The organism is Pseudoduganella sp. S-14 (assembly GCF_049913285.1).
GTDB lineage: Bacteria > Pseudomonadota > Gammaproteobacteria > Burkholderiales > Burkholderiaceae_D > Rugamonas.
Genome location: NZ_CP183991.1, coordinates 1,348,147 through 1,360,774, shown reverse-complemented (window position 1 = coordinate 1,360,774; position 12,628 = coordinate 1,348,147). Strand labels below are relative to the sequence as shown.

The following is a 12,628-nucleotide window of genomic DNA, read 5'->3' as shown; positions in this document are numbered from 1 at the left end:
CCGGGGCCGCCATGTTCGCCATCGCCCTCTTTGAAGCGAAGCAGCGCCTGAAGCTGTTCTCGACCTGGGTCTACTTCGGTATGTTCCTGCTGCTGGCCGTCCTATGGATGGCCGCCGCCGGCGGCGTGTTCAAGGAAGCCATCGTCAGTTTTGGCGGCCGCGTGTTCATCAATGCGCCGCGCTCGATCATGCTGACCTCCTCCTTCCTCGGCTGCATGGGCGTGATCATCGTCGCCGCCATGATGGGGCGCTCGGTGCAGCAGGACTTCGAGTACGAGACCCACCACTTCTTCTTTTCCGCCCCGATCCGCAAATTCCAGTACATGCTGGGCCGCTTCCTCGGCGCCTGGCTGGTGCTGTGCGTGGTGTTCGCCTCGATCCCGCTTGGCGTGTGGCTTGGCACGCAGGTGCCGGGCATCGATCCGGAGCGCCTCGGTCCCTTCAACCTGCTGCACTATCTGCTGCCTTACGCGCTGTCGCTGCTGCCCAACCTGTTCATCTTCGGCGCCATTTTCTTCGTGCTGGCCGCGCTGACGCGGCGCATGCTGCCGGTGTACGTGTCGAGCGTGGTCATGCTGGTCGGCTATATCGTGGCGCCGGGCCTGGCGCGCGACCTTGACTACAAGACGCTGGCTGCGCTGATCGATCCTTTCGGCACCACCGCCGTGATCCGCCTCACCGAATACTGGCCGATCGCCGAACGCAATGTGCGCCTGGTGCTGCCGGAAGGCGTATTCCTGCTGAACCGCGTGATCTGGTCTTCCTTCGCGCTGGTGGCGCTGCTGCTTGGCTACTGGCGCTTCCACTTTATCAGCACGGTCGATAGCGGCGCGGCGGCGCGCACCGACAGCGACTTGCCGGCCAACCTGACCCAGATTGCCGCCTCGACCAACGAGAAGCCGGACTTCAAGGCGCGCAGCCTCGGCCTGCTCTTGATGCGCTTCAGCTACCTGAACCTGCGCGAAACCACCAAGAACATCTACTTCTTCGTGATCGTCCTGGCCGGCGTGCTGACCATGTACGCCGGTTCGCTGGACATGGGCTCGATGTACGGCACCGGCACCTATCCGGTCACCTACCTGGTGCTGGAAATGGTGACGAACACCTTCTCGCTGTTCATGCTGGTGGTGACCACCTTCTATGCCGGCGAAATGGTGTGGCGCGAGCGCGAACACCGCATGTCGCAGATGCTGGACGCGATGCCGGTGCCGAGCTGGCTGCCCATCCTGTCCAAGCTGTTTGGCCTGATCGGCGTGCAGGCGCTGTTGCTGTTCATCGTCATGCTGGTCGGCATGTCGATCCAGCTTTTCCGCGGCTACTTCAACCTGCAGCCCGGCCTGTATTTCGAATGGCTGTTCACCGTGCAGCTCCCGGCCTGCGCCCTGATTGCCGTACTGGCGATCACCACCCAGGTGCTGGTGAACCACAAATACGTGGCCTACTTCGTGATGATCGTCTACTACGTGGCGACGATCACCTTCGCCACCCTGGGCCTCGACCATCCTTTGCTGATGTACGGCGTAACGCCCGAACTGCCCTACTCCGACATGAATGGCTTCGGCCACTTCATGGCGCGCGAGCGCTGGTTCGAACTGTATTGGGCCGGCGCCGCCGTGATGCTGATGGTGCTGACCGTGGTGTTCTGGCCGCGCGGCACCAACGAGGAATGGCGCCAGCGGGTCAGCCTGGCGCGCCACGGGTTGACGCTGCCGGTGCTGGGCGCCTTCGGCGTCGGCCTGGCCTTGTTCCTCGGCGCCGGCGGTGTACTGTCCTATAACCTGTGCGTCAACAATTTCAAGACCCATTTCGGGCGCGACACATTGCGCGCCGATTATGAACGCAAGTACAAACAGGTGCTGGACGTGGCCCAGCCGCGCATCACCGACGTGCGCCTTGGCCTGGACATGTACCCTGAGCAGCGCACGCTGAAGGTGAAAGGCTGGTACCAGCTCGAGAACAAGACCCTGCAGCCGATCAGCACCATCTACGTGCAGCAGGATACCGACGCCGACCTGCAGCCCTTGCAATTCGGCCGCAAGGCATTCCGCGTCCTGAACGACACGGAGCTTGGCTTTTACAGCTATCGCCTGGAGCAGCCGCTGCAGCCGGGCGAAAAGATCACGCTGGATTTTGTACTGAGCTACGAGCCAAAAGGCTTCTTCAACCTCGGCAAGACCACGCCGGTGATGAACAACGGCACCTTCTTCAACAACACGGTGCTGCCGCACATCGGCTACCAGCGCCACGCCGAACTGACCGATCCGCGCGACCGCAAGAAACACGGCTTGCCGGCGCAGGAACGCAAGCTGCCGCGCGACGATCCGAAAGGCCTGGCCAGCAACTACATCGGCGCCGATGCCGACTGGGTCGGCTTTGAAGCGACCCTGGGCACTTCCGGCGACCAGACCGCCGTGGCGCCCGGTGCGCTGGTCAAGGAGTGGCACAAGAACGGCCGCCGCTACTTCCATTACAAGATGGAACAGCCGATCCTGAACTTCTACGCCTTCCAGTCCGCCCGCTACGCGGTCAAGCACGACTGGTGGCAGGATGTCGGCATCGAGATCTACTACCAGCCGGGCCACGAGTACAACCTGGAGCGCATGGTCAAGGGCGTCAAGGATTCGCTCGACTACTACACGCGCAACTTCAGCCCCTACCAGCACAAGATCGTGCGCATCGTGGAATTCCCGCGCTATGCGCGCTATGCGCAGTCGTTCCCGAACACCATCCCGTATTCGGAAGCGGTGGGCTTTATCGCCCGCGTGGACGACAAGAACCCGAAAGACATCGACTACCCGACCTACGTCACGGCGCACGAAGTAGCGCACCAGTGGTGGGCGCACCAGCTCATCGGGGGCAACACGCGCGGCGCGACGGTGCTGAGCGAAACCCTGGCCGAATACTCGGCGCTGATGGTGATGAAGAAGAGCTTCGGCCCGCAGCGCATGCGCCGCTTCCTGCGCTATGACCTCAACAAATACCTGTTCGGCCGCGCCATCGAGAACAAGAAGGAACTGCCGCTGGCCGATAACGAAGACCAGGACTACATCCACTACCACAAGGGCAGCCTGGCGATGTACCTGCTGGCCGATATCGTGGGCGAGGCCAAGGTCAACGAGTTGCTGGCGGAACTGTTGCACAAGTATTCCTACCACGGCGATCCGTATCCAAGCGTGACGGTGCTGGTGGACGGCTTGCGCCGCATCGTGCCCCCGGAGCAGGCCTACCTGGTGGATGACCTGTTCAATTCCATCGTGCTGTTCGACAACCGCCTGGTCAGCGCCACCGCCCAGAAGCGCGCGGACGGCAAATACGATGTCACGCTGGTCGTGCATGCCGCCAAGCTGCGTTCCGACGAACTGGGGGCGGAAAAGGAAGTCCCGTTGCACGACCTGATCGAGATCGGCGTCGACGACAAGGACGGCAATGCCCTGCTGCGTGAACGCAAGCTGGTCGACCGCAACGAATCGAGATTCAAGCTGGTCGTCAACGGCCGCCCGGCCAAGGCAGGCATAGATCCGGACAATAAACTGATTGACCGCAAGCCCGACGATAACCTGGGCAACGTGGAAATCATCTCGCGCTAAGGTGCTCCAACGGTTAGACAGCGCACGTTGCGTCCAGCCCATGCTTGTTAAGCTTTCCCGCAAATGAAAGCGAGGCAGACATGGGCATCCTAAGCAAGATTTTCCACAAGATTTTCCCGTCGTCGCATCAAGAGGCCGCCCCATCACCGGCCTCTGGTGCGCCCTCTACTGCGCCAAGCGGGCCCGCGGCAACGCCCGCCCCCATCCCGACCCAGCCTGCTCCAGCGCCAGCCGCTGCGGAACCGGTCGACGTCGAGGCCATCCTCAATGCCAAGGCCGCCCAGGCGGGCCAGCCGCTGAACTGGCGTACGTCGATTGTCGACCTGCTCAAGCTGCTCGACATCGACTCCAGCCTGCAGGCCCGCAAGGAGCTGGCGCAGGAATTGCACTACACCGGCGACACCGGCGACTCCGCAGCCATGAATATCTGGCTGCATAAGCAGGTCATGCACAAGCTGGAGGAAAATGGCGGCAAGGTGCCTGCCGACCTGAAGGGGTAGAATGGCCGGATGAATTTCATCCGACGCGCGCTTGCCGGCGCCATTCTGGCAACTTGCATCCTGCCCCTGCTGCCTTCGCATGCGGCGGACCAGACCTACGGCACCCACGGCATGGCCCTGTTTGGCGGGCAGGAGGGACTGTACGCTTCCCACCTGCCGATGTTTCATGCGCCCCACGACTACCAGGTGATCCTGCAGGTGCACATTGCCGACCAGGCCACCGATGCGGCCCTGCGCAAGCGCCTGGACGGCCAGGACGCGCTGTGGACCGTCGACCCGGAAAAGTTCGAGCTGAGCGCACTGGCGCCGGCAGCGAAGCATCCACGCAAGGATTTCAAGGCAGACCTGGTGCAGGGCCATTTCGAGCGCGGCGGCAGCGTCCAGTACCAGGGCGCCACGGTAGTGATCGACAAGGTGCTAGTGTTCCGCCAGCTGGACGGCAAGCCGCGCAACGCCGGCATGGCGCGCTACATGCAAGTCGGCAGCGGCGCGCAGCGCTTCCTCGTCAAGGAAATCGACGGCCGTCCCGACTTCGACCATATCGTTTCCTACCACGCCGAGCCCGGTGCGCCGACCGCTGCGGTCCAGGTGCGCAAATGGGGCATGAAGGCCGCCGGCAACGACGCCCTGGCCATGGCGCTGAAGACGAAAATGGCAGCCATCGGCGGTACCGTCTATTTCGAAACCGAAGACTTGAAATGAGCGTACCGCAGGCATACGAAGGGCTGTGGCGCCGCAAGGGCATCTGGCGCGCCGACGGCAGCAGCGACCTGGTGACGCCGGTCTGGTGGTTCCAGGCAGCCGACTTCCATATCGACTTGCGCATTCCGGCCGACCGCAAGGCGATGACCGGTTTCGCCGGCACCACGGTGGTTGAAAGTGAGCGCTGCGAGTGGCGCCCCGAGATCGCCTACCCCTTTGTGAGCCCCGAGCTCGACGCCGGTTTCATGCGCTTCGACCGAGAGGATGCGCTGCACGAAGCAGGCGTGGACGATAGCTACAAGGAAGACTGGTGGCGCGAAGCCGGCGGGCCGGTATCGTCCAGCCGGGTCGTCCTGGACGATGGCCGCATCCAGTACGAAATCGCCTGCGGCGAATTCCTCGCCCGCGCGACCGGCAAGCCGCACAAGGCGGCTGAAATCACCATCTGGCGCCAGACGGCCGGCGGACCGTGGCGCATCATCGCCTCCACCACGGCCGCACGTGAAAACGTGATTGTCGAAACGCCTTAGAGGCTCAGCAGGCTGCCGCTGCGGAGCGGCTTGTCGCCCGCGATCTTGGCTACGTTCATGCCGCGGATGATGTAGCGGTGCGACAGGCGCGTGAACAGCACGCCGTCGACTTCCGATTTCAACTGGGTGGTATCGCCGCTGACCGGGTCGATCAGGTCGGCGATCACGTCGCCGGCGCGCACGGTGGCGCCGACTTCCTTCAGGTAGACCAGCATGCCGGCATGCGGCGCATCGAGGCGCTGCGTGCCTTCCAGCGGCGTCGGCGCACAACCCTGCTGCGGCACCTTGACGTCACCCGCGTCGACCAGGCCCCGCACGTGCAGGTAGCCGATGATGGCATCCGCGTCGCGTGCAGCGAGCTCGTAGCTGACGTCCACTTCCCCGCGCAGTTCGACAGTCGCCGCCATGCAGGCCGATGGAATCGGGTAGTCCGGGGCGAAATGCGCGGCCAGGTCCCACCACAGGCGGCTGCAAGCCTCGTCGAACGGCTCGCCGCCGGCGCCGGTGGTATGCAGCACGGCGCAGGCGCCCATCAGGTTGGCCAGCGGCTGGGCCGCCTCGCACAGTGAGGTGCCCACGTACAGGTGCAGCTCGCCCTCGTTCTCGCAATGCAGGTCGAGTACGATGTCGGCGTCGATGGCCATTTCAAACAGCGCTTTCTTGAGCGTGGCGGCATCCGATGCAGGCTGCCACTGCCCGGCCAGTTCGCGCAAGTGGCGGCGGATGGTGCGCACGTTGGCGTCGGCATCCCTGCCCAACTGGTCCTTCAGCCTGGCCTTCAGCTGCTCGAAATAATGCGGGTAGCCGCGGTTGAAGTTGATGCCGTTGCTCAGGTCAAAGCGCCCGAACGGGCGCTCGTTGATGACTTGCGCCAGCCCGATCGGATTGGCCGCCGGCACCAGGATCACCTCGCCCTTGACCTTGCCGGCCGCCTCGAGCGCTTGCAGGCGCTGGTGCAGCTCGTGCGCCACCAGCATGGCCGGCACTTCGTCGGCGTGCAGCGCTGCCTGGATATAGGCCTTGGGGCCGCCCGCCTTGCCGAAATGGTAGCTGGTCAGTTCGTAATACACCGTGCCATAGGGCGCGGAGAGCGGATGCTTGATGGTTTCCATGTCTGCCATCCTACCAGTTCATGAGGCAAGGCGGCACCAGCAAGGCCAGCGCCAGGACGAGGTAAATCAGCTGCAGCGGCACCATCCAGCGCGCCCAGGTCAGCCACGGAATGCGCGCCAGCGCCAGCACGCCGACCGTGATGCCCGAGGTCGGGATCATCGGCGTGGTGAATTCGCCGAACTGGAAGGCCAGGATGGCGGTCTGGCGCGACACGCCCACCAGGTCGGCCAGCGGCGCCATGATCGGCATGGTCAGCGCAGCCTGGCCGCTGCCGGAATGGATGAAGAAGTTGATGACCGACTGGATCAGGAACATCTTCTGCGCCGAGAACACTGGCGAGGACGATGCGACCAGCGGCATCAGGCCGTGCAGCATGGTGTCGATGATGTGCGCATCGCGCGCCAGCACCATGGTGCCGCGGGCCAGTGCGATGACCAGGCCGGTGCCGACCAGGTCTTTCGCGCCCTGCACGAAGGCTGCCACCGCCTCGTCGGAATCGAGGCGGCCGATCAGGGCCACCACGATGGTCATGGCCAGGAACAGCGCACCGATCTCCTCGATGAACCAGCCGAATCTGACCACGCCGAACACCATGCCGCCCAGCGAGGCGGCAAAGATCCACAACACCAGGCGATGGCGCGCCGTCATGCCTTCGAAGCCGCCGAAGTCGACCACGCCTTCGGCGCGCTTTTCGATGTCGAGCAGGTAGGTCGGGCTCTTTTCCGGATGGCGCTTGATGCGCGCGGCGTACCACATCAGGAAGACAATCGTGACGGCCGTGGCAATGAACCACACGATCACGCGATAGCCGATGCCGGAGAACAGCGGTACGCCGGCAATGCCCTGCGCGATGCCGACATTGAACGGGTTCAGGAAAGCCGCGCAGAAGCCGACCTGCGAACCGAGGAAGGGAATCGATACGCCGGTGATGGTGTCATAGCCGAGCGCCAGCGCCAGCGGCACGAAGATCAGGATAAAGGGAATCGCTTCCTCGTTCATGCCGAAGGTGGCGCCGCCGATCGAAAACAGCGTCACGAACACCGGGATCAGGGCCGCGCGCACCAGGCTCGAACGCGAGTGCGCCTTGGCGATGGACTTGATCATGGCATCGATCGCCTGCGTCTTGTGCAGCACGTTGAAGGCGCCGCCAGTCAGCATGACAAAGCCGATGATCAGCCCCGCCTCCGCGAAGCCTTTGATTGGCGCCATGAGCAGCGCGGCCAGGCCCTGCGGCTTGCTTTCGATGTAATGGAAAGTGCCCGGGTCGACCAGCTGCTTGCCGTTGACCAGGTGCGTTTCGTACTTGCCTCCAGGGACCAGCCAGGTGGCCAGCGCGATCAGCGCCAGGATCATGAACAGCAGGACGAAAGTATTGGGGAGCTTGAGCTTCTTCATTGATCGGGATACAGGTAATTGCAGCTTGGGTCTGCCGGGTCGCGCGCCAGGATGCGGTCGTACAGGCCGGCGCGTTCGGCGACGGTGCGTTCGACGTCTTCCTGCAGCAGCAGGCGCGCGGCGACCTGGCGTGCGGCGGCGGCGCGGGTGGCGGCGATGAAGGCGTCGCGATTGGGGTAGCGTGCCTGCAGGCTTGGACGCGGATCGCTGGCGGCCTTGCGTTCGGCTTCGGTGCGGGCGAACGGGACGAAACTGCCGTCGTAGCGCGAGGTGGCCCAGGCAAAGCCAGTCTCCGGCGCGCGCAGGTTCCAGCCGGTGTGGGTGCCGAGCGGCGCCTGCAGCTCCACCAGGCGCACGCCGCCGCGGTCGTTGCCGTCGGCGTCCGGCGCCGGGACGCGGGTTTCGAAGGCCATCTTCTGCGCCGGCGGCACCAGGTCGGCAATGCCCTGCGACAGGAAGCGCGCGCCGTGGTCCAGGCGCGGCTCGCGCAGGTTCTGCTCCGGCGGTACCAGGCCCGGCACGGCGGGGAAGGCCTTGCGGTAGGCTTCGACCGAAACCAGGGTGCCGTCTTCCAGGCGCGGATAGGCGCTGGCCGGCGGCGCCGTGCCTTTGCTGGCCCAGCCGTCCAGCGCCAGCATCAGGGCGCGCAAGGACAGGTAGTAATTGGTGGTCGAGACGCAGGCAGTGAACGGTGCGCGGGTGCGCGAGCGGCCGACATAGTGCTGGGCACCCATCAGGCCGTACACGCGCACATTGGGGGCCGGCGCGACATCGCCCACGCCATCCGGTGCGGTGGTCAGCAGCGAAGCGCCGCGGTTCCAGAATTCGGCCGAGGTGTTGGCGATCAGGAGCTTCGGCACGCGGCCATACTTGTCCTTGGCGCGGTCCAGCGTGGACGCCATGCGGCCGGTTACCGGGTCGCGCGTGGGCGTGCTGGTGAACGGGAAGGAGTCGGTCGGGTAGTCGTGCTCTTCCAGCATCGACGGGTGGCGCGTGACCTGGACGAAGCGGCTGTTGAAGCCGCCCGATCCGCCGGCGCCCGGCACTTCCAGCAAAGCGCCGTCGAATACCATGCGGCCCTGCTCGTCCAGATTCAGGCCGTCGTGCAGCATGCGGCCGATCAGGCGCGCCGACTGGCTGTAGCCGAACATCAGCACCGTCTTGGGCAGTGAAGCGCCTTCGACCGGGTTATCGCGGAAGTACGCCAGCAGGTCGCGAATGCCGGCCAGGCCGGCGCCGGTCACGCGCGGGTCTTTTGCTTCATAGCGCACTTCGTAAATCGTGCCGGGCTGGAAGCCGCCTTGCAGCTTGATGCGACCCGGGCCGCCTGGCTGCTCTGGCGCCACGAATTCCCAGCGGCTGCGGTCAACCGGGCGGCGGATGTCGCTCTGGTGCGTGCGTTCGGTCAGCACGGCTTCCGGGTCGTTCGGCGTTGCAGGCTCGTAACCGATGCCGCGCAGGCCCGCGTAGCTAGCCACTTCGGCCGGGGCATCGACGATGAATTCATTGGCCGTCATGCCGCGCGGGCCTTTCACAACAGGCGCCTTGAATACCAGCGGCTTCACGCCGGCGGGCGATGGCGCCACGTCCCAGGTCCAGGCCGAGAACAGCATACTGAAACCGTGCCGCATCATGAAGCCGTCGCCGGCATCTTCCGCCGTCGTGGGGTCATTGTTCTTCGGGGCCTTGCCATTGAGCTGGCCAAGGACGACGATGTTGCCGCGGTTGTTGACGTCGTATACCAGGGTGCCGGTCTTGCCGCTCACAGGGCGCACCAGCACGAACTCGCTGGAGAAGCGCACCATGCCGCGCTTGTCGCGCGGGGCGCGTTTCAGGTCGACGATCGGCAGGTTGGCGGTGGCCTTGGGATTGAGCGAGAAATAGGCGATGCCTCTCAGCTTTTCAAACTCTCCATGTTCGCCGAACTTGACGCCCGGCGCGAACGCTACGCGCTCTGTGATCTCGATACGCTCGACGGCGGCCTGCGATGCACCGGCTACAAACAGCGTGGCAGCAATCGCCGCCCAGCGGGATTTCTTCATGGTGTCGAACAAAGTAAAACGGGACCGCGCGGGTCCCGTTGGTTTATTCCGCTGCCGCAGTTTTCTTGGCGGCTGCCTTCTTCGCTGCCGGCTTTTTGGCTGCAGCTTTTTTAGCTGGAGCCTTTTTCGCGGCTGCCTTCTTGGCAGCTGGCTTGGCGGCTGGTGCGGCCTCGGCCGCCCCTTCCGCGCCGTCGCTCTTCGCTGCCGTTTTCTTGGCCGCCGCGCCCGGCTTGGCCTTGCGCTCTTCGAATTCGAAGCTGATTTTGCCATCCTTGCCGCGCACCAGGAAAGCCTTGAACGGCCGGCGGGTACGCTGCGAGATAAAGCCCGGCAGCAGGTCGGTCTTGCCTTCGTTGAGCAGCTTGGCCATCTGCTCCGGCAGGATTTCCTGTTGCAGGATGATGCGGCTGGAACGGAAGTCGCAAGTCTTCGGCTTGGCTACCTGGTTTTCGCAAGTATAGGCCAGGCCCATCTCGTACACGCCGCCGGCGCATTTCGGGCAAGGGCCGAGCGGCGTCTGGCCGGTGAAGTCGACGCCTTCGCCGTCCTCGCCTTCCTCGTCGTTCTGGCCGAAGTCGAACTCCAGCTTGAAGTTCTTGATCTCTTCATCGCGCACGATGCGCAGGATCGCCGCGAACGGACGGCCCATCTTGGAGCGGAAGCCTTGCAACGGACCGATGGTACGGTCGCGCAGCAGCTGTTCGACTTCCTCGATTTCGAACTGGCGCCCGCCAGGCACCTTGGTCATCGAGAATTCGCACTTGGTGCAGGCGAAACGGCGGTAGTTTTCCTTGACCACGCCAGCGCAGTTCGGGCACGGGGTCTTCAGCGTCGCGTAATCGCCCGGAATGGTGTCGTTGTCGTACTCTTTGGCGCGCTTGACGATGATCTGGGTCATCTGGGCGATTTCACGCATGAATTCCTCGCGCGAGATCTTGCCCTTCTCCATCTGCGACAGCTTGTATTCCCATTCGCCGGTCAGTTCCGGCGCGGTCAGTTCGCTCACGCCCAGGCCGCGCAGCAGCGTCATGAGCTGGAACGCCTTGGCGGTCGGCATCAGTTCGCGGCCTTCGCGCAGCAGGTATTTCTCGCCCAGCAGGCCTTCGATGATGGCCGCGCGCGTTGCCGGCGTGCCCAGGCCCTTGCCGGCCATGGCGTCGCGCAGTTCGTCGGAGTCGACCAGCTTGCCCGCGCCTTCCATGGCTGACAACAACGTCGCTTCGGTGTAGCGCGCAGGCGGTTTGGTGACCAGGCCGTTCGGGGTGACTTTCTCGGTCAGCACCTTCTCGCCTTTCGCCACGGGTACCAGGTTGCCGCTGCCTTCCTTGTCGTCGTCGCTCGCGGCATCCTTGCCGTAGATGGCCAACCAGCCCGGATTGGTCATCACCTTGCCCTCGGTCTTGAACTGGTGGCCGGCCACTTCGGTGAAGCGGGTGGTGACCAGGAATTCCGCAGCCGGGAAGAACACCGCCATGAAGCGGCGGGTTACCAGGTCGTACAGCTTCTGTTCGGGCTCCGACAAGCCTTTCGGCTGGATGCCGGTCGGGATGATCGCGAAGTGATCGCTGATCTTGGTGTTGTCGAAGATGCGCTTGTTCGGCTTGACCCAGCCCTTGTCCAGGATTTGCTTGGCGAACTGGTTGTAGTTGTGGTTGTCCTTCAGGACTTCCAGCGTGTCCTTGACGGTTGGCAGGTAGTCTTCCGGCAGGTGGCGCGAATCGGTACGCGGATAGGTCAGCACCTTGTGCTTCTCGTACAGCGCCTGCGCCAGGCCCAGGGTGTTCTTGGCCGAGAAGCCGAAGCGCGAGTTGGCTTCACGCTGCAGCGAAGTCAGGTCGAACAAGCCAGGCGACATCGAGGTGGTCGGCTTGGACTCTTCGGTGACATTGCCCTGCTTGCCCCGGCAAGCCAGCGCGATCGAATCGGCGGCAGCCTTGCTCCACAGGCGCTCGGCCTTCTTTTCCGGATCGGTCTCGTCCTTCTTGAAGCTGGTATCCAGCCAGCGGCCTTCATAGATGCCGGCCGCGCACACGAACTCGGCGCGCACTTCCCAGTAATCGCGCGAGACGAAATTCTTGATCTTCTCTTCGCGCTCGACCACGATCGACAGGGTCGGCGTCTGCACGCGCCCCACGGTGGTCAGGTAGAAGCCGCCCTCCTTCGAGTTGAAAGCGGTCATGGCGCGGGTGCCGTTGATGCCGATCAGCCAGTCCGCCTCCGAGCGGCAGCGCGCTGCGTCGGCCAGCGGCAGCATCTCGTCGTCGCTGCGCAGGTGGGTGAAGCCGTCGCGGATCGCGGTCGGCGTCATCGACTGCAGCCACAGGCGCTTGACCGGTTGCTTGGCTTTCGCATTCTGCGCAATCAGGCGGAAGATCAGTTCACCTTCGCGGCCCGCGTCGCATGCGTTGATCAGGGTGGTGACGTCCTTGCGCTTGATCAGCTTGTTCAGCACCTTGAGCCGCGATTCGGTCTTGGCGATCGGGTTCAGCGCAAAGTACGGCGGGATCATCGGCAAATGAGTGAAGGTCCATTTGCCGCGCTTGACGTCGTGCTCTTCTGGCACGGCAATTTCCAGCAGGTGACCCACCGCGGAAGACAGCACGTAGTCGTCGGATTCGAAATACTCATCGTGCTTGCTGAAGCCGCCAAGGGCTTTCGCGATGTCGTTCGCGACAGAAGGTTTCTCAGCGATGATGAGGGCTTTACTCATATTTATAGTTCTCGTCGGTGTATGCGGCAGCGCGCATAATACAACATTC

8 protein-coding genes are annotated in these 12,628 nt (G+C 63.9%); 4 read left to right on the top strand and 4 right to left on the bottom strand.

The window, feature by feature from the left end; translation table 11 throughout:
- The first annotated feature begins 11 nt into the window (after window positions 1–11).
- From ACN9MZ_RS06295 to ACN9MZ_RS06280, 4 genes are all read left to right on the top strand, one after another.
- Window positions 12–3,587 carry a M1 family aminopeptidase gene (locus tag ACN9MZ_RS06295; protein WP_426341371.1) on the top strand — a complete coding sequence of 1,192 codons (3,576 nt, stop codon included), beginning with the start codon at window positions 12–14 and terminating at the stop codon, window positions 3,585–3,587.
- An 80-nt stretch (window positions 3,588–3,667) separates the two neighbouring features.
- Complete coding sequence (locus tag ACN9MZ_RS06290; RefSeq protein ID WP_426341370.1) at window positions 3,668–4,087, top strand: DUF3597 domain-containing protein; 420 nt, start codon at window positions 3,668–3,670, stop codon at window positions 4,085–4,087.
- 9 nt (window positions 4,088–4,096) lie between these two features.
- Complete coding sequence (locus ACN9MZ_RS06285; protein ID WP_426341369.1) at window positions 4,097–4,789, top strand: hypothetical protein; 693 nt, start codon at window positions 4,097–4,099, stop codon at window positions 4,787–4,789.
- Window positions 4,786–5,319, top strand: coding sequence for a hypothetical protein (locus ACN9MZ_RS06280; RefSeq protein ID WP_426341368.1), 534 nt, complete (start codon window positions 4,786–4,788; stop codon window positions 5,317–5,319). The genes ACN9MZ_RS06285 and ACN9MZ_RS06280 overlap by 4 nt, the downstream gene beginning before the upstream one ends.
- Here the strand turns inward: ACN9MZ_RS06280 and ACN9MZ_RS06275 are convergent.
- Genes ACN9MZ_RS06275 through ACN9MZ_RS06260 form a run of 4 tightly spaced genes read right to left on the bottom strand, consistent with a single transcriptional unit; the run spans window position 5,316 to window position 12,579 of the window.
- The gene (locus ACN9MZ_RS06275) at window positions 5,316–6,431 is read right to left on the bottom strand and encodes a succinylglutamate desuccinylase/aspartoacylase family protein (RefSeq protein WP_426341367.1); all 1,116 of its coding nucleotides are present in this window, start codon (window positions 6,429–6,431) and stop codon (window positions 5,316–5,318) included. The two genes, ACN9MZ_RS06280 and ACN9MZ_RS06275, sit on opposite strands and share 4 nt — an antisense overlap.
- Before the next feature lie 10 nt (window positions 6,432–6,441).
- Window positions 6,442–7,827 carry a YfcC family protein gene (locus tag ACN9MZ_RS06270; protein ID WP_426341366.1) on the bottom strand — a complete coding sequence of 462 codons (1,386 nt, stop codon included), beginning with the start codon at window positions 7,825–7,827 and terminating at the stop codon, window positions 6,442–6,444.
- A complete protein-coding gene (locus tag ACN9MZ_RS06265; RefSeq protein WP_426341365.1) occupies window positions 7,824–9,869 on the bottom strand; it encodes an alpha/beta hydrolase domain-containing protein in 2,046 nt (681 codons plus the stop codon). Before ACN9MZ_RS06265 ends, ACN9MZ_RS06270 begins: the two co-directional genes overlap by 4 nt.
- A gap of 43 nt (window positions 9,870–9,912) precedes the next feature.
- Complete coding sequence (locus ACN9MZ_RS06260; RefSeq protein ID WP_426341364.1) at window positions 9,913–12,579, bottom strand: DNA topoisomerase III; 2,667 nt, start codon at window positions 12,577–12,579, stop codon at window positions 9,913–9,915.
- Window positions 12,580–12,628 lie beyond the last annotated feature (49 nt).